Source organism: Campylobacter concisus, from assembly GCF_003048375.1.
Classification (GTDB): Bacteria; Campylobacterota; Campylobacteria; order Campylobacterales; family Campylobacteraceae; genus Campylobacter_A; species Campylobacter_A concisus_T.
The window spans coordinates 931,563-948,930 of sequence record NZ_CP021642.1 but is presented as its reverse complement, the minus strand read 5'-3'; the positions used below and the strand labels follow the sequence as shown (position 1 = coordinate 948,930).

The 17,368-nt window shown below is 38.9% G+C and carries 16 protein-coding genes and 1 tRNA gene; 14 read left to right on the top strand and 3 right to left on the bottom strand.

Annotated features, from left to right (window positions below; all coding sequences use genetic code 11):
* Positions 1-77: 77 nt before the first annotated feature.
* Positions 78-2,393: a flagellin gene (locus tag CCS77_RS04740; RefSeq protein WP_107916720.1), complete on the bottom strand. Its 2,316-nt coding sequence runs from the start codon at positions 2,391-2,393 to the stop codon at positions 78-80.
* A 141-nt stretch (positions 2,394-2,534) separates the two neighbouring features.
* Between CCS77_RS04740 and CCS77_RS04735 the strand changes: the two genes are divergently transcribed.
* The 11 genes from CCS77_RS04735 to CCS77_RS04685 all read left to right on the top strand — a co-directional run bounded on the left by CCS77_RS04735 (position 2,535) and on the right by CCS77_RS04685 (position 12,374).
* Positions 2,535-3,281: a YaaA family protein gene (locus CCS77_RS04735; protein ID WP_107916719.1), complete on the top strand. Its 747-nt coding sequence runs from the start codon at positions 2,535-2,537 to the stop codon at positions 3,279-3,281.
* A 124-nt stretch (positions 3,282-3,405) separates the two neighbouring features.
* Positions 3,406-3,708, top strand: a complete 303-nt coding sequence (locus CCS77_RS04730; protein ID WP_012001719.1) for an HU family DNA-binding protein — start codon at positions 3,406-3,408, stop codon at positions 3,706-3,708.
* 71 nt (positions 3,709-3,779) lie between these two features.
* Positions 3,780-3,866, top strand: a tRNA-Leu gene (locus CCS77_RS04725).
* A gap of 65 nt (positions 3,867-3,931) precedes the next feature.
* Positions 3,932-5,692, top strand: a complete 1,761-nt coding sequence (locus CCS77_RS04720) for a response regulator (protein WP_107916718.1) — start codon at positions 3,932-3,934, stop codon at positions 5,690-5,692.
* Positions 5,693-5,786: 94 nt separating this feature from the next.
* Positions 5,787-6,692: an AEC family transporter gene (locus CCS77_RS04715; RefSeq protein WP_107916717.1), complete on the top strand. Its 906-nt coding sequence runs from the start codon at positions 5,787-5,789 to the stop codon at positions 6,690-6,692.
* A gap of 63 nt (positions 6,693-6,755) precedes the next feature.
* A complete protein-coding gene (locus CCS77_RS04710) occupies positions 6,756-7,082 on the top strand; it encodes a hypothetical protein (RefSeq protein ID WP_021085558.1) in 327 nt (108 codons plus the stop codon).
* Between the two features lie 9 nt (positions 7,083-7,091).
* A complete protein-coding gene (locus CCS77_RS04705; protein ID WP_021089189.1) occupies positions 7,092-7,754 on the top strand; it encodes a response regulator transcription factor in 663 nt (220 codons plus the stop codon).
* The gene (locus CCS77_RS04700; RefSeq protein ID WP_107916716.1) at positions 7,747-8,916 is read left to right on the top strand and encodes a sensor histidine kinase; all 1,170 of its coding nucleotides are present in this window, start codon (positions 7,747-7,749) and stop codon (positions 8,914-8,916) included. The genes CCS77_RS04705 and CCS77_RS04700 overlap by 8 nt, the downstream gene beginning before the upstream one ends.
* Positions 8,917-9,042: 126 nt before the next feature.
* Positions 9,043-10,518: an aldehyde dehydrogenase family protein gene (locus CCS77_RS04695; RefSeq protein WP_021089160.1), complete on the top strand. Its 1,476-nt coding sequence runs from the start codon at positions 9,043-9,045 to the stop codon at positions 10,516-10,518.
* Between the two features lie 127 nt (positions 10,519-10,645).
* Positions 10,646-11,362: a metallophosphoesterase gene (locus CCS77_RS04690; protein WP_107916715.1), complete on the top strand. Its 717-nt coding sequence runs from the start codon at positions 10,646-10,648 to the stop codon at positions 11,360-11,362.
* Complete coding sequence (locus CCS77_RS04685) at positions 11,349-12,374, top strand: hypothetical protein (RefSeq protein WP_107916714.1); 1,026 nt, start codon at positions 11,349-11,351, stop codon at positions 12,372-12,374. Before CCS77_RS04690 ends, CCS77_RS04685 begins: the two co-directional genes overlap by 14 nt.
* A 74-nt stretch (positions 12,375-12,448) precedes the next feature.
* Here CCS77_RS04685 and CCS77_RS04680 read toward each other — a convergent pair whose 3' ends face one another.
* Both CCS77_RS04680 and CCS77_RS04675 read right to left on the bottom strand, forming a co-directional pair.
* On the bottom strand, positions 12,449-13,270 hold the full coding sequence (locus tag CCS77_RS04680; protein WP_002942744.1) for a YihY family inner membrane protein: 822 nt from the start codon (positions 13,268-13,270) through the stop codon (positions 12,449-12,451).
* Positions 13,271-13,273: 3 nt separating this feature from the next.
* Entirely contained in the window at positions 13,274-13,996 is a 723-nt protein-coding gene (locus CCS77_RS04675; RefSeq protein WP_002942758.1) for a plasminogen-binding N-terminal domain-containing protein, read from the bottom strand.
* A 114-nt stretch (positions 13,997-14,110) separates the two neighbouring features.
* Here CCS77_RS04675 and CCS77_RS04670 point away from each other — a divergent pair, with 114 nt between their 5' ends.
* From CCS77_RS04670 to CCS77_RS04660, 3 genes are read left to right on the top strand one after another with little or no spacing between them, the layout of a single operon-like run.
* The gene (locus CCS77_RS04670; RefSeq protein ID WP_107916713.1) at positions 14,111-15,280 is read left to right on the top strand and encodes a peptidoglycan DD-metalloendopeptidase family protein; all 1,170 of its coding nucleotides are present in this window, start codon (positions 14,111-14,113) and stop codon (positions 15,278-15,280) included.
* 9 nt (positions 15,281-15,289) lie between these two features.
* Positions 15,290-16,657: a magnesium transporter gene (gene mgtE / locus CCS77_RS04665; RefSeq protein ID WP_103581714.1), complete on the top strand. Its 1,368-nt coding sequence runs from the start codon at positions 15,290-15,292 to the stop codon at positions 16,655-16,657.
* Positions 16,642-17,226 (top strand): NUDIX domain-containing protein, encoded by a 585-nt coding sequence (locus CCS77_RS04660; RefSeq protein WP_103569500.1) that lies wholly within the window; start codon positions 16,642-16,644, stop codon positions 17,224-17,226. The genes mgtE and CCS77_RS04660 overlap by 16 nt, the downstream gene beginning before the upstream one ends.
* Positions 17,227-17,368: the final 142 nt, after the last annotated feature.

Here is a 17,368-nt window from a genome sequence, read left to right as displayed (position 1 = left end):
TGTTAAAAAGGCTTATTATAGCACGCTTGAGTTTAATTTTTAAAAAATCAGCAAGCTAGGCCTGCTGATTTATCATTTTAGTTTAGGTAGTTTAGCAAGCTTAGTTGATTTATCTTAGCGCTTGCTTGAAGTGTCGCTTGATATGAGAGTGAAAGCTGTGTAAATTTAAGGTATGACTCTGCATAGTCTGCGTCTATGACGTCATTTTTAACGGTTAGCACATTTACTTTCATGACCTCTGCACGCTGATTTGTCGCAGTTAGAAGCTTTGTTTGAGAGCCTATCTTTGTAAGCTCTTTATTTGCGTGATCTATCAAGTGATCTAGCCTTTTTAAAGCGCCTTGCATGCCTGTATTTCGCGGGTCGTGGTTGTTAGCATCTGCTCTATAGTAGCCATTTCTAACGGCAAATATCATATCATCAAGGTCTTGAAAGACGCTTGTGCTTGGCTCATCGATAGTTAAAGCATTGTTTTCGTTAAAGCTAAATACTGAGCCCTTGCCTTGAGGATGGCTTGCAGCGCCAGCTGTGTTCATACCAGTGCTATCTCCGTCAAATATATCTCCATTTTTCGCATCATACATGGTTAGTTCTATATTTGTGACAGATTTCGTCTTGTCAGTTAAAACCATCCTGCCACGATCGTCTAAATTTACCTCTACTGCGCCTTTAGTCTTTGACAAAGCGTCTTTATAGGCATTGTAGTTTTGATCTCTTCTTACCTTTTCGATATCTGTATCAAAATTTGCATTTTCTACGTTTTGAGGATCAGGGATGTTATCGCTTGCAGCCATCGCTACGATATCCATTAGCTGACGATATGTAAAGTCGCTTGCATAGGTTCTGTAACTGCCAAATTCATCTGAGTTATAGACGGTCAAATTTCTAGTTGGAGATACCACGCCAGCAGCTGTTGTTGATGTTATTTGAAACTGCACTGGTGTATTTACGCCACCTGCTTCGCCCATTTTTACTTTGATGTCATACGTTGTGCCAGTGATTGATTTTACTTGAAGACCTATCTCTTGATTATCTATATTGTAAAGCTCTCTCTTTCTAGCATCGACATCTTTTGGGTATAAATTTCTATTGTAGCTCTCTTTTGTGCCAGAAACCTCACTTAGCTTGGTCTGATCAGTTGCAAACTCGCCTGTTCTTCTAGCAACTTGTGGTAAATTTGCTATTAGTTCATTGTCTTTTCGCTCAAATCTAACCTTGTCATAGTCAAATGCGTTTGTTAAATTTCCATCTTTATCAAGGTATTTGCTCTTTGTAAATTCAGTTATATGAACCGTTTTTGGTACAGCATTTGCCATATTTTCAAGGCTTTGTAGCGAATTTATCGTATCAAGGGTATTGTTTGGAGCTATCGCACCACGATTTGCCGCGACAGAAGTAGCTGCAACCATGTGAAAGTCTATCGTTTGATTGCCTTTAGTAAGGTCTTTTATATTAAATTGTCCGTCGTTATTTATGCTCACATCGACAACTTTTGTCGTCTTTGTGTTGCCAAATTCCATACCGATCTTCTCCATCAAACCAGCCATTGACGTATCAGCGCTCATCTTAAATTTACTTGTAAATGTCGTGCCGTCTGGCTTTTTGCCTTGCATGAAAAAGTATGTGTCAGGGAAATTTACATTTGAAGTATCCAAAAAGTCAAAATCAGGCTCGATCGTGCCTTTATAAGAGCCATCACTGCCCACAACTGAGTCACTTGCGTAGTTTAGGCCGATCATATTTTTTATCTTGCTATTTTCATCAAGATATTTTGGCGCATAAGAGATGTCAGTTCTAGTTTGATCAGCTAGCATCACGTTTGTTGTTAAAATTTTGTTGTAGTCGCCATCTTTTCCTAAAAATAGATCAAATCCTGGGATATTGTAAGGTAGCTCAACCTGTGCACCGGCTGAAGTTTTCATATAGTCGCGGTTGCCTTGATATTTGCCTGAGCCATCGATCGGCTTAGTATCCACAGCACTACCTGAGAATAAAAACTGCCCATTTATAGAGGTATTTGCGATATTTACAAGGTGGTTTTTGATGCCCTGAAGGTCGTTTGCCAAAGCTTCAAGAGATGTTGTGCTATGCACGTCACTGGCTGCTTGAACGACTTTTGTTTTAAAATTTTCAAGCTGTTTTTCAAATTCTTTCAGCGCATTGTCCGTGTTTTTTGCAAAATTTACTGACTTACCGGTAGCATCTGCCACTTGAGTGAGAGTGGTCGCTTCATAATCAAGCCTCATTGCATCGTTATAAACCGCAGCACCGTCGTATGGATCTTGGATTTTAAGTCCGTTTGAGAGCTGCTGGTAGCTTTTATTTACGCCAACCATATTTTTTTGATAGTCGTGCAAAGTCTGACTAAAACGTAGTTGATTTGTAATTCTCATAATTTTTCCCTAAATTTTTATTCACTCTAAGCAAGAATAATTCCGCTTTGTAATATATCGGTGAAAATTTGATTTTTTTTAGTGCGAAAAAGTTTTATTGTATAATCTGCCAAAATTTACATATATAAAATAGGAAAGAAAATGGCGTTAAAAATCCTCTTCTCACCAAGCGAAAGCAAAATTTCTCTAAACACAAGTGATAAATTTGATGGCAAAAATTTGATATTTCACGAGCTTTTTAACAAAAGGGCTGAAATTTTAAATAAATATGATGAGTTTTTAAAAAGTGCAAATTTAGACGAGATAAAAAAACTTTTTGGACTAAAAGAGCTTGAAGAGAGCAAGCAGCTGCGAGAAAGCCTTTTTCAAAAAGGCAGCATAAAAGCTATCTTAAGATATGACGGCGTTGCCTACAAGCACTTAAACTACCGTGGGCTAAGCGATGATGCTCAAAAATATATAGATAATAATGTTTTAATATTTTCAAATTTATTTGGGCCAATTTTAGCAAAAGATGAAATAGCTGAGTACAAACTAAAGCAAGGCGAAAAGCTAGCTGGCTTTGATATTTCAAAATTTTATGAGCAAAATTTTAGCAAGGCGGTCGATAGCTTTTTAGAAAATGATGAAATTTTAGATCTTAGGGCTAAATTTTATGAGAAATTTTATGTGATAAAAAAAGAATTTACGACATTTTGTTTCTTGAAAAACAAAAAGATACTAAGCCACCATGCAAAAGCTTATAGAGGTGAGGTTTTGCGCCAGATCGCAAATGCTAAAGTGACAAACAAAGATGAGCTAATGGCTTTAAATTTTGAAAATTTAAAGCTTGTAGATATGAAAAAGATAGGGCTAAAAAACGAGCTTACGTTTGAAATTTGTGAGTGAGAGTTCAAAATTTGGTCTTTTTTACTAAAAAAATGCAAAAAAAGAGCTAAATTTAGGGAAAAAGTATTGTATTTTTTTTTAAAAGAGTGTAGAATTGCCGCATAACTTCTTAAAAGGATGGTTCATGAAAAAAGCTGAATTTATTCAAGCGGTTGCCGACAAGGCTGGTCTTTCAAAAAAAGATACTCTAAAAGTTGTTGATGCTACTTTGGAGACAATCCAAGCGGTTCTTGAAAAAGGCGATACAATTAGCTTTATAGGCTTTGGTACTTTCGGTACTGCTGACAGAGCTGCAAGGAAAGCTAGAGTTCCTGGAACTAAGAAAGTAATCGACGTTCCTGCTAGCAAAGCAGTCAAATTCAAAGTTGGCAAAAAACTTAAAGAAGCAGTTGCTGCTGGTGCTGCTAAAAAAGGTAAAAAGAAATAATTTTCTTTTTCGGGGAGCAAGTCTCCCCTTTTTCTTTCTTCTCACAAATCTAAAAATTCAATCTTAACTTAGCCCGAGTGGTGAAACTGGTAGACGCGTCAGACTCAAAATCTGATAAGGGCAACCTTGTGTCGGTTCGAGTCCGACCTCGGGCACCATTATAAGCTTAAACATTTTATAAATTTAGCCGATATTGGGTGCAACATCTTTAAAAGGATTTTAGATGAATGTTGCACCGCAAAAGTATGATTTTATAAATTTAAATGATTTGCAAAATCTCTCCAAAAGATTTTTAAATCATGGCGATCAAAATAGCTCAAAAGTAAATTTAAGCCAGTTTAACGAGCTTTATGAAGCAAGTAAAACAGATACCATCTACATAACTGAGGCTGATATCAAAGAATACAACAAATATCTAGCAACACAAAAAGCAGAAGAAATTTTAAAAGATTACTCGCAAAATTTAATAAATAGCAACAATAAAATTTACTCAGACGAATTTTCTAATGGCTTTAACAAAAACGCCTACTTTAAAAACATAAATGCCACAGATGACGCTGCCATGCTACCTGTCTTAAAAAGTGGCTACTTAGAAAATACAAAATTTAAAAACTTAAACGACTACGCCCACTCAAACACTCTAAAGACAAATTATGGCGAAGTGGAAGTCTTTTTAGACATTTATGGCGATAACGATGGGCTAGGCGTTGGAAAGCTAGAAAACAACAGCGCACTTTTTAGCTTTGATAGCAATAATGACGGCACGCTAGATCAAAAAGATATACTCTTTGACAAGCTAAAAGTAAGAGGATACGACAAAGACGGAAATGAAAAAATAGCAAATTTAAGTGACGTCACGACTAGAGTTGATCTTAGGCAGTTTATCAGCACAAATGTCATAAATCACAATCAAATAGCAAGAGAAGAGCTAAACCATAAAGCAATAATCACAAATAGTCCCGATCTTTACGTAGATACAAAAGAGATCGATCACAGACACTCATACTACGCCTCAGATCCAAATACCTTGTTTGCTGCCGAAAATAGATATGAAAAGATAGGAAAAAATGATATAAATAATTTCTTTAAGAAATATGCTCAAAATGACGGCTGGGTCGATCTAAGACACAATAATATCTTTGGCAAGGATAGCTCTTTTAAAAATTTCGCTTACACAAAAATAGGCTTTGATGATACTGCAAGACTAAGCGAGTTTAACCCGATCATCGAGCCAAGCAAAGAGCACAAAAAAGATGAAAATTTCTCATACACAAAATTTCAAAAAGATAGTTTTATGAAATTTTATAATGACTACAACGCTGAGCTTGATGCACACAATAAGACGATAGAAAATCTTAGCGCTAATTTAAAGAAATTTGACGAAAATGCGGACGCTTACATATCAAAGCTCAAAGATACAAAATCCACCAAAATGATCGCAATGGAAAATGAATTTAAGCAAGTAACTGGGCTTGATTTTAGCATCTCAAATTTAAAAAAGGTAAAAAAGGCTTTTACTACAAATGAAGCCACAGCTGCCACTGCACTGCGAGATAGCGATAGCGTCATAGCTATGAAGCTAAATCAAGATGGCACGATAAGATTAAAATTTGATAGTGGCAGAGAGCTAGACGTAAATGAGCTTTACAATGACACTGGCAAACTAAATACGCCAAGCGAGCTAAAAACTAGCGTAAATTTAGAGGCAAAAAAGATGGACAATGCGCAGCTAAATGGGCTAAATTTCAATGATATCGGCGTCATGCAAAATGGCAAGATCACAAGCCTAAAAGATGCTGGAGCGATCGCTATCATCAACCTATCAAATAAATTTGAGAGTAAATTTTTAATCAGCCTAAATAGCGGCAAAAGCATATCTGCAAGAGAAATTTATAATATCAGCTATCTTGAAAACGATCTAAAAAATAAAGAAAAGATAGATGAGAGGGATAAATTTTACAAAAAGGTTGATACTAGGGTTTAAATTTAAGAGTAAAATCCAAAAAAGTTTATTGTAATTTAATCTTTTGGGGCATATAATCAATTCTTTGTAAATTCCAAACTTAAAAGAGACTGCTATGAATTTCACACCACTTTTTGCAATATTTTTTATAATCGCAACTGGTTTTTTTGCTAAAAAAGTCGGCATTGTTGAGCAAAAGCACTCGATCCCTTTTGTGGATTTTGTCCTTTGTTTTGCAATGCCTGCGCTAATCTTTGACAAAATTTACCACGTAAATGTCGATGCCTCACTTATAAACACGATCCTTATTGGCTTTGCTTCAACCGCCATTAGCGCCGCTTTGGCATTTGTCATAGGCAGGGTTTTTAAATTTACCAAAATAACAACTGTCAGTATGGTCATGCTAAGCCTTTTTGGTAACACACTATTTGTCGGTATGCCTGTCATTCAGGGCTTCTTTGGCGATGCGATGGTAAATGAGGTCATCTTTTATGATCAAATAGCCACTGGTATCCCACTTTCGATCCTTGGACCACTCATCCTATCTTTTGCCGCACCTGAGAAGGTCTCGCTCTTTCAAAATACGATGAAAATTTTAAAATTTCCACCATTTATCGCGCTCATTATGGGTCTTGTCTTAAAAGAAGTCCCGCTTCCAGATTTTATCTTTGCGCCACTTAGGATGTTTGAAGGTAGCGTCACCCCAGTGGCACTTTTTGCGATCGGTGTTGGCCTTAACTTTAATAGCATCACAAGCTCATATAAAGGCGTTAGCGTCGTGCTTTTGTGTAAGATGATATTGCCAGCTATCGTATTTTTCATCATATTAAAAGTCTCAGGCATCCAGATGAGCAAAACTTGGGTCGTTGGTCTCTTTCAATGTGCGATGCCGACATCAGCCCTTGCAAGCGCGATGGTCATAAAAGCTGGACTTGATAGCTCACTAGCCATCTCATCAGTTGCTATTGGCGTGCTTTTTTCATTTATCACGCTTCCAGTTATCTATTTTGTATTTGCGTAAATTCACACTTATTTCACACTAAGTGACTACAATTGCAACATAATTTAATTTAAAGGAGACTTTATGAAAAAGTTAATCTTAGTTGCACTTGGTGCTATGTTTATGTTTGGCGGTCTTGCAAATGCTACTGAAATGATGCAAAAGGACAAGATGGGCAAAGATGAGATGATGAAGAAAGAGCAGATGATGAAAGATGATATGTCTAAAAAACATCCTGTCAAAAAACACGAAGCTAAAAAAGAAGACATGGGCATGAAAGACGAAATGAAAAAAGACGACATGGGTATGAAAAAAGACGACATGGGCATGAAAGACGAAATGAAAAAAGATGACATGGGTATGAAAAAAGACGACATGGGCATGAAAGACGAAATGAAAAAAGGCATGTAAAGGCACTTGATGGTCAGAATTTTGCTTGTTGAAGATGATGAAACATTACTTGATCTAATAAGCGAGTATCTGGGCGAAAATGGTTACGATGTCACCACTACAAACAATGCCAAAGACGCACTAGATCTTGCATACGAGCGAAATTTTGACCTACTTATACTAGACGTCAAACTCCCGCAAGGCGACGGCTTCTCCCTACTTTCATCGCTACGTGAGCTTGGCGTCACAACACCTAGCATATTTACCACCTCGCTAAACACCATAGACGACCTTGAAAAAGGCTACAAAAGCGGCTGCGATGACTATCTAAAAAAGCCATTTGAGCTAAAAGAGCTACTTATCCGCATGCAAGCTCTCATAAAAAGAAATTTCTCACACCAAAACGGCGAAGATATCAAAATTTTAGATGATCTTTGCTTTCACCCACAGAGCAAAACTCTAAGTAAAAACGGCGAAAATGTAAATATCTCGAGCAAAGAGAGCGACCTGCTCGCCCTATTTTTGCAAAACAAGGGCAAAATTTTAACCAAAGATGAAATTTTTAATAAAATTTGGAAATTTGACGAGGAGCCAAGCGAGCTTAGCCTTCGTGTCTATATCAAAAATTTACGTCAAATTTTAGGCAAAGATGCTATTTTAAATAGGCGTGGAGATGGCTACATCTATGTCTGAAAAGACGCAAATTTTATTTAAAATTTTATCCCTCTATCTCGTTAGTTCCGTGCTCTTTCTGGGCTATTTTTTTATACACGAATACCAAAATAAAAAAGAAGCACTCATCTTAAACGAGGTCAAAATGCTAAAAGAGATAAAGATGGGCATTTACATGAAAGCTAGAATGAATGGACTTTACTCAATCTCAAGTCTAACAAAAGAAAAAGGGGTGAAGGCCTGCATCATTTCAAAAAATGGAGCGAAAATTTATCAAGACTTTGCCTGCGATAAGATAGATAAAGAAAAAAATATAAATTTGATAAACGGCAAGGTTACGATATTTGAAAACATCCAAAGCATGGATAACGACATAACAGACGAGCTTTCTAGCGCCGAGATATTTTTAGTGGGCAAGGACATCAAAAAAGAGATATTATCCCTTGTAATTTCATGCATTGTGGATGCTATATTTTTCCTTTTTATACTGCTTTTCATCGCCTTTTATCTAGCAAAGCTAAGCCTAAAGCCACTTTATGAAAAGATAGATACGCTAAATCACTTCATAAAAGACTCAACACACGAGATAAATACACCTCTAAGCGTCATTTCTATGAGCATAGAAACGGCCGATCTTGAAAACCTAAATGAGCGAAATTTAAAGCGTTTTAACAACATCAGCCTTGCTGCAAAGAGCCTAGGCAGCATCTATGACGCGCTCGTTCATCTAAGTTTTAACCTTGATAAGCCAAGCAAAAAAGAGCTCATAGATCTAAATTTGCTAACTACGCAAAGGTTAAACTATTTTTCACCATTTTTTGCCAAACGCGGACTTAAGATAGATGCTAGCCTAAAGCCTAGTTTTATAAACGCAGACCTTGAAGATGTGAGTAAAATTTTAGACAACCTCTTAAGCAACGCCTCAAAATATGCAGCGCCAAATTCAAAGGTTAGCATCATTTTAGCGCCAAATTTCTTTAGCATAAGCAACACTGGGCGTGGCATCAGTAAAGAGGACCAGATAAAAATTTTTGATCGTTACACGAGATTTAACGACGATCAAGGCGGCTTTGGCATAGGACTAAATTTAGTAAAAGAGTGCTGCAAGAAAAACGGCATCGCCGTAAAATGCCAAAGTGAGCTTGATGGCGAGACTACATTTTCGCTCTCCTGGCAGAGTTAAATTTAAAACTACCCTACTCTAAATAATAAAATTTATTAAAAAAGAGAATTTATACCAAAAATTTATTTTTGATAAATTTTATTAATATTATAATCCTTTTACAAAATCTTAATCAAGGAGAAAAGTATGAAACTACTTGAAAAATACGGGCTTTTCATAAATGGTGAGTGGCGTGACGCAAAAGACGGCGCTACACTTGATGCCAAAAATCCAGCAAACGGCGAGCACCTTGCAAAGATCGCTGACGCTACCGAAGAAGATGTAAATGACGCAGTTCGTGCTGCACGTGAGGCTTTTAAGAAATTTAAACACACCACAATTAGCGAGCGTGCAAAGCTACTAAACAAGATCGCTGATATCATAGACGAACACAAAGAGCACCTTGCAAAAGTCGAGAGCATGGACAACGGCAAGCCAATCCGTGAGACGCTAAATGTCGATATCCCTTTTGCAGCCGAGCATTTTAGGTACTTTGCTGGCGTTATCATGGGCGAAGAAGGCAGCGCAAACGTGCTTGATGAGAAGCAACTCTCTATCGTTTTGCGCGAGCCAATAGGCGTAGTGGGTCAGATCGTGCCTTGGAATTTTCCATTTTTAATGGCAGCTTGGAAGCTAGCTCCAGTTATCGCAGCGGGCGATGCTAGCGTGTTTAAGCCTTCAAGCGAGACAAGCCTAAGCGTGCTTGAGCTATTTAGACTGATAGATAAAATTTTGCCAAAAGGTTTGATAAACATAGTAACTGGCAGAGGTAGCAAGAGCGGCGAGTGGATCAAAAACCACCCAGGCCTTGACAAGCTAGCATTTACTGGCTCAACCGAGATCGGCCGCGATATCGCCATAGCTGCGGCTCGCCGTATCATCCCAGCCACACTTGAGCTTGGTGGCAAGAGCGCAAATATCTTCTTTAGCGACGCAAATTTAGACAAGGCACTTGACGGCCTTCAGCTTGGAATTTTATTTAACCAAGGTCAAGTTTGCTGCGCGGGATCGAGAATTTTCGTAGAAGAGAGCTTTTATGATAAATTTATAGAGGCTGCGGTTAAGAAATTTAGCACCATAAAAGTTGGCGATCCACTTGATCCTAAGACTCAAATGGGCTCTCAGATCAATAAAAAACAAGCTGAGCAAATTTTAAACTACGTCGAGATCGGTAAAAAAGAAGGTGCAAAAGTGGCAGTCGGCGGCAAAGCCTACACTGCAAATGGTTGCGACAAGGGTGCATTTGTCGAGCCAACGCTGCTAGTTGATGTGACAAATGATATGAGAGTGGCTCAAGAAGAAATTTTTGGACCAGTTGGCGTTGTCATCAAATTTAAAGATGAAGCCGAGCTTATCAAAATGGTAAATGACAGCGAATATGGCCTTGGTGGCGGAATTTTCACGCAAGACATCACAAAAGCACTTCGCGTTGCAAGGTCTATGGAGACTGGCAGGGTCTGGATCAACACTTACAACCAAATCCCAGCAGGCAGCCCATTTGGCGGATATAAAAACTCAGGTATCGGCCGTGAGACGCACAAGATCATCCTTGAGCACTACACTCAGATGAAAAACATCATGATAGACCTCACCGGCAAGGTTAGCGGCTTTTACGCACAATGATTTTAGGGGGTTTTGCCCCCCCTTCTGCTTTAAATTTCATAAATAACTTTTCTTTCTAAATTTATCAGCAAATAACAATCTCTATTTTTAAGTTTAATAGACTAAAATTTGGCGCAAAGGAGAAAATTTGAGCGAGCAAATTTACATTATCGGCGACGTTCATGGCTGTTTTAACACGCTTTTAGAGCTTATAAAGCAGTTTCCAAACAAAGAAAAATCTCAAATTTGCTTTGTCGGAGACGTGATAGATCGTGGGCTTTTTAGCTGCGACGTGGTCGAGCTTATCATGCAAAATGACTATAAAATGGTAATGGGAAATCACGAGCGAAGGCTACTTAGCAATAAATTTGAATTTCTAAACAACAAAGTGCCATTTGACAGGAGCTGGTTCTTTGGAAACGGCGGAGAAGAGACATATAGATCATATCTTGGGCAAAGCGTGGAGTTTAAGCAAAGGCATGTGGATTTTTTAGAAAGCAGGCCAGTTTATCTGGAATTTAAAGATTATAAAACCCAAAATGGCGAGCATCTAGTCGTCTCTCACTCAGCCGTTGGCAATATGTGGGAGCTAAGAAACGATAAATATGCTAGCGAAGAGTTTAAAAGGCACCTACTCTCAGGCAGAGGCGACGAGATGCAAGTAGAGGGCATATTTAACGTCTATGGGCACACGCCAGTAAAAGAGGTAAAATTTTATAAAAATAGCGCAGATATCGACACAGGCTGCGTTTTTAATGAAGTTGGTTATGACAAACTAAGTGCGTTAGAATTTCCATCGATGAAAATTTATACGCAAAGAAATGTTGAAAATTTTAACAAAAAGGATAAAGATGTGGTTTTCTAAAAAGAGTTCTAGCTTTGCTAGCAGGGTTGATAAATTTTGGTGCGAGCTTGGTAAAAATTTAGACACCATCAAGCGTAATTTAGAGGATAAAAATTACGAAACAGCGAGTAAAATGACTGAGGAGGCGCTAAATTTATGTTTAGTAGATCCAACTTTTATGATAGGCCTTGTTGATAATAAGATCGATCTAGTGCTAACACCAGAAGGGATGAAATATAGGCTTTTTTGGCTTAAATTTATCAAATCACGCATGCCAAAAGAGTATGAGACAAAGCTTACTTGCACGCTTGGCAAACCACGTGCACCACGCGACGTAGCCACTATACAGATGTATGGCGTGAGTGTTGATGCAAATGAGGTCATGGTCTATGCAAATTTTGAAGAAAAAAGCGTGGATATGTGCCTATACAACGAGACTTTAAGCAAGCTAAAAAGCGAAGATGAAAACAAGGCCTACACACTAGCTTTCATACTTTGCGACAATGTTGTTGGCGAGACAGCGATGATAAACACACTTGGCGACTTTGAGATCGTAGATGAGCCAAGAGAAAAAGGCGTCGCGCTTACCGACTTTGCCGATCTTATAGATGATAAATTTGGCAAAGAGGCCTCGAGCGAACCGCTAAAGCAGTTTAGCTTTTATGAGCTTGAACCCCGCTCAGACGCACTAAGAGATGATGTATTTATGGGATATACGAGCCTAACCTCGCTACTAAATGAATACTATGACGGCAAAAGCGATATCTATAATGAAGCCTACGAGCTTGGCATAAATTTCTGCTTTTTAGCCCTTGATCACGGTGGCGACGTGCAGTTTGGGGTTGATAGTAAAAATAAGATAGAAGATGAGCTTGAAGGGAGCACTTTTTGCGAGAGTATGGGCGCAGCGACTGGCACTAAGCACTCTTATGTTGATCTTATCTGCTTTGATAAAGACGAGCTTGAAAAGGCTGTTAGCAAATTTAGCAAAGAGCTTGATATCAAGATAGAAATTTGCGAGTTTAAACGCTAGATACATAAAATTTTACGTAAAATATTGCATATACTGCTAGCTGGTAAATTTAAAATTGCCAGCTAGCAATAAATTTATCCTTTAAATTTAGAGCTATTTGAGAGATAGGCGCAAAATTTAAGCCCATATAAAAAGATGATCCACGAGATGTATATCCACACAAAGAAGAAAAGCACGGCTGAAAACGAGCCATAGACGCTTAGATAGGTCTTGTTGTAAAGGACATAATAGACAAAGGCTGACTTGCCAAGATACCAAACGAGCGAGGCGGCAAATGAGCTAAAAAACGCGCTTTTAAATTTTATCTCGTCATTTACTGAGATGAGATATGTGACGCAAAATATCACCCAGATGATGAGATATGGCACGATGCTTAAGAAATTTATCCAGCTTGTAAATTTAGTCGAGTTTAGCATCTCTTGCACAAGGCTTGATAGGTAAAAGCTGCCAGCAAGTCCGAGCGGTGCAAGCGTGATGAGCGTCCAGTATGAGCTAAGTGCCGACCAAAAGCCCCTAGCCTTGCTAGCTCTTGTCACTTTTAAGACTACGTATTCATAATCGCTAAAAAACATAGCTGAAGTAAATATCATCGCCACAAAGCCAACTATGCCTAAATTTCCGCTATTTTGGAGGAAATTTTGCAAGTAGTTTGAGATGATCTCTTGGTTGCTTGGCAAAAGAGCTGAGAAGACAAAGTCTTGAATTTTGGCGTAATAATCCTCAAAGCTAGGCAGTTTTGTAAAGATAGAAAACGATATAAGAAGTATCGGTATGATCGATAAGATCGTGTGAAAGCTAAGGCTTGCTGCGTAGTGAAAGAGCTCTTTGTCCTTAAGAGCAGCTAGCAAATTTAAACCACTCTTTAAATCGCTCTTGCTTAAGGACAAACGGCTCATTTATCAGTTGTCTTCTTCAAAAAGTTTTTCGTAGTGAGCGTCGTAGTTGTTGATGTGCTCGCTATTTAGCTTCCAAAATACAGTGTCTATGTCGCTAACTCTTGTGTAAAATGGCAGTTGATAGTACTCAACCTCGCCAGTTTTAAACTCTTTTAGCACCTTAAAGCTTTGGCAATCAGCAAAAACGCTTCTGCCATCCATCGCGACAAAGATAAGACCAGCTGCACTTTGAGCGCACATCTTTCTAAAGTCATCTCTGCTTGGATTTGGCTTGTATTCGTAGCTTAAGTATGCTCCGACAAGGTCTGGGTGGATAAATATCATATTAGGAAATGCGCCCAAAACCTCTTCATAAATTTCTTTATTTGGCACGACGATTAGCGAGCGGTTATAAAGGTAGTTTAGCACGACTATATCGCCACTTGCAGGTGCGATGCCAGGGAGCGGAAGAGCCTTTTGTTCGAGCAGATCAAACACCTCAAATCTAACCTTCGCAAAGCCGGCATTTTTAGAGACAACGCTCACTCTTGCGATGATAGAGCTATCAGTGTCAAATTTATGAAGCACGACGCCGCTTGATCCGATCAAAATTTCAGGACTATCAACTATCGTTGCTGTGCCGTCACTCTCGACGCTAATAAGAGGAGTTCTATACTCATTTAAAGAAAAATCAGCCCCAAAAGCAAAGCCAAAAAACAGCGATAAAATCACGATTATACGTTTCAAAAATATCTCCTAAGTTTAAATTTTTAGAGCGATTATAGCCTAAAATGCTTTATCTTTTGCAAAATTAAAGCAAGTTTTAGTTAAAATCCCTCCCAGCTTTTTAAAAGGATATCGATGCCTCGTATATTTGTGATTTTTGCAATATTATGTATAAATTTATATGCCATAAAACCAACTATCGATGAGCTTAGTTGGCCAAATGGCAGCAGCTTTTTAAATTTCCTTGAAACAAATAAAATTCCACTTTCACTTTACTACAACCTAGCAAGCGAAGATCAAGAGCTAACAGAAGAGATCATCGCTGGCACAAAATATCAAATTTACAAAGACGATAACGGCGAGGTTAAACAAGCTCTCATCCCCGTTAGTGACGAGCTTCAGATACATATTTATAGAGATGACAAGGGTAAATTTCAGCTTGAGTTTATCCCGATCTTATACCAAAGCGAAGATAAAGTTTTAGCCCTAAAAGTCGATAAATCAGTCTCTGAAGATATCTTTGACTACACCGGCTCTGGCACGCTAGCACTTGGTTTTAAAGAGGTTTTTAGCGGCAGCGGGATCGATTTTAAAAAGATAAACAAAGGCGATACGATCGCTATTGTCTATAACCAAAAACTACGCATGGGACGCTCTTTTGGCACACCTGAAATTTACGCAGCGATGATAGAGACTAAAAACAAACGCTACGTGATGTATAAATTTGAAGATAAATTTTATGATAAAAACGGCAAGAAAAATGACAAATTTTTGCTCGTTCGCCCTCTTGCAAACGCTAGGATCACATCAAATTTCACCCTAAAAAGATGGCATCCGATCCTTCAAAGATATAGAGCGCACCTTGGAGTTGATTACGGTGCTCCAAAAGGCACACCGATCAAGGCTGCAGGCGATGGCACTGTCAAATTTGTCGGTCAAAAGAGCGGTTATGGCAGAACCGTCATCATCTCTCACGCTGGCGGCTACGAGACACTTTACGCGCACCTAAACGGCTTTGCAAAGGGCATAAGAAGCGGTCTTAAAGTAAAACAAGGCACGCTAATAGCATACGTTGGCACAAGCGGCATGAGCACTGGCCCACATTTGCACTTTGGCCTCTATCTAGGCGGCAAGCCGATCAATCCAGAAAGCGCCATCAAGGTCGTAAAAAATATAGAGGACAAAAAAGAGTCGGCTAAATTTAAAGCAGTCATAAATAGAAATGATGAGCTGATAAGACAAGCTCTAAGCAATGACAAAGAGTATCACAAGGTGGAATTTTTCCCTAACGTAATAGATTTTTAAAGGTAAAACTTGAGCCAAGAACTAGAAGAAGCAAAAGAGCTGATAGATCAGCACTTAGATGAAAATTTAGAAGACGGCGAGCTCTCTCCTTACGAGCTAGCCCAGCATCTTAAAACACTTAAAAAGCATGACGAGGAGCTTTTTGCCAAGTACCTTGAAAAGCTAGATCCTGAAATTTTGGGTGATGTGGCGATAGAGTTACCTGATCACATGCTAAAAGACGTGATCGATACGCTCCCAGCTGAAAAGATCGTAGAAGCGCTCGAAGAGCTAGAGAGTGACGATGCTACCGACCTACTCCAATACATCGAAGATATCGATGAAGACAAAGCTAGAGAGCTTTTTAACGAGCTAGATAAAGAAAATCAAAACGAAATTTTAAGACTTAGAAGCTACGATGAGGATAGAGCTGGTGCGCACATGCAAACAGAGCTATTTTCAGCTCATCTTGAAGAGAAGCTTGGCAGCGCAGTTGCAAGACTAAGACAAGAGAAGCAAGAAGGCAAACTAGAAAACGTCTCACAGCTTTTCATCATAGATAAAAATAGTGTCTTGCAATACGCCATCCCGCTTGAAGATCTCATCCTATTTGACTTTACAAAGACGCTAAAACAAAATATCGAATCAACCCAGATCGACCACTACAAGCCTCACATGGCAAACGATATGGATCTCATGCAAGATGTCGCTGATATGTTTCAAGAGTACGATCTAAACGTTATCGCAGTTACAAGTAGCACTGGAATTTTGCTAGGTCGTATCACGTATGATGATATCCACGACTACATCCAAGAGAGCGCTACAGAGCAAATTTATAACCTAGCTGGCGTTGATGACGAGTCAGAAGAGGACGATACGCTATTTAAAGCGGGTCGTGGCCGTGCGGTTTGGCTTGGCATAAATTTACTAACAGCACTTTTTAGCTCATCTATCATCGGACTTTTTGACGAGACGATCGCAGCTTACGTCGCACTTGCCGTGCTTATGCCAATAGTTGCTTCAATGGGTGGCAACACTGGCACGCAAGCACTTGCCGTTACGGTTCGTCGTTTGGCACTTGGCGAGATAGAATTTAAAGATGCAAAGAGCGTTTTAAAGCGTGAGGTGACGATCTCACTTGTAAATGGCCTCATCTTTGGCGCTATCATGGGCGTCATCGCCGCTGTTTGGTTTGACAAAGGTATGCTTGGCGTGGTTATTGGCCTTAGTATGGTTACAAATTTATTCTTTGCTGGCTTTTTTGGCACGATCATACCTTTGACGCTAAGGCGCTTTAACATCGATCCTGCCGTTGGCTCAGCGGTCATTCTTACTACATTTACCGATGCGATAGGATTTTTTAGCTTTTTAGGACTTGCAAAATGGATACTACTATAACAAATTTAGAAATTTTACCTCTTGGTGAGTCAAAATACCTAAAACCATTTAAGATGAAATTTAAACAAAATGGCCTGCAAAGGGACTGGGACTGCGTCAAGGTGATGAATAGCGTTAGTATATTTTTATATCACGAGCAAAAAGATGCATTTTTGTTTGTCAAGCAGTTTCGCCCAGCCGTTTGGTACTCGCAAGAAAAAGAAGGCATCAAAACAAGCGAGCAAGGCTTTACTTATGAGCTTTGCGCAGGGCTTATGGATAAGGGGCTAAGCGAAGAGCAGACCGCTAGAGAAGAGGCAGTCGAAGAGGTCGGATACGAGCTAAAAGAGATGGAGCGCATAACGATGACGTATGGCGCTTTTGGCTTTGGTGGCAACATGCAAACGATGTTTTACGCAAAGATCGATGAGAGCATGAAGGTAAATGCAGGCGGCGGTGTCGATGGCGAGGATATCGAGCTAGTTTTTATAAAACGAGAAGATATGATGAAATTTGCCTTTGACGAGAGCAAGGTCAAGGGCTTTGGGCTCATCTTTGCCTACTTGTGGTGGGAGAAATTTAAAGGTTAAAAAGAGACCTTTTTGATAAGCGCAAAGACAACAACCGCCACAACAAAAATGCCAACTAAAATAATATAATCCGACATAAGAAACCTTTACGTTTAAAATTTGCACTATTGTAACTAAATTTTTAACAAAATAAGAACTTTAT

Coding starts and splice junctions, on each gene's coding strand:
- CCS77_RS04740 (WP_107916720.1), bottom strand. CDS start 2,393: ATGAGAATTACAAATCAACTACGTTTTAGTCAGACTTTGCACGACTAT.
- CCS77_RS04735 (WP_107916719.1), top strand. CDS start 2,535: ATGGCGTTAAAAATCCTCTTCTCACCAAGCGAAAGCAAAATTTCTCTA.
- CCS77_RS04730 (WP_012001719.1), top strand. CDS start 3,406: ATGAAAAAAGCTGAATTTATTCAAGCGGTTGCCGACAAGGCTGGTCTT.
- CCS77_RS04720 (WP_107916718.1), top strand. CDS start 3,932: ATGAATGTTGCACCGCAAAAGTATGATTTTATAAATTTAAATGATTTG.
- CCS77_RS04715 (WP_107916717.1), top strand. CDS start 5,787: ATGAATTTCACACCACTTTTTGCAATATTTTTTATAATCGCAACTGGT.
- CCS77_RS04710 (WP_021085558.1), top strand. CDS start 6,756: ATGAAAAAGTTAATCTTAGTTGCACTTGGTGCTATGTTTATGTTTGGC.
- CCS77_RS04705 (WP_021089189.1), top strand. CDS start 7,092: ATGGTCAGAATTTTGCTTGTTGAAGATGATGAAACATTACTTGATCTA.
- CCS77_RS04700 (WP_107916716.1), top strand. CDS start 7,747: ATGTCTGAAAAGACGCAAATTTTATTTAAAATTTTATCCCTCTATCTC.
- CCS77_RS04695 (WP_021089160.1), top strand. CDS start 9,043: ATGAAACTACTTGAAAAATACGGGCTTTTCATAAATGGTGAGTGGCGT.
- CCS77_RS04685 (WP_107916714.1), top strand. CDS start 11,349: ATGTGGTTTTCTAAAAAGAGTTCTAGCTTTGCTAGCAGGGTTGATAAA.
- CCS77_RS04680 (WP_002942744.1), bottom strand. CDS start 13,270: ATGAGCCGTTTGTCCTTAAGCAAGAGCGATTTAAAGAGTGGTTTAAAT.
- CCS77_RS04670 (WP_107916713.1), top strand. CDS start 14,111: ATGCCTCGTATATTTGTGATTTTTGCAATATTATGTATAAATTTATAT.
- CCS77_RS04660 (WP_103569500.1), top strand. CDS start 16,642: ATGGATACTACTATAACAAATTTAGAAATTTTACCTCTTGGTGAGTCA.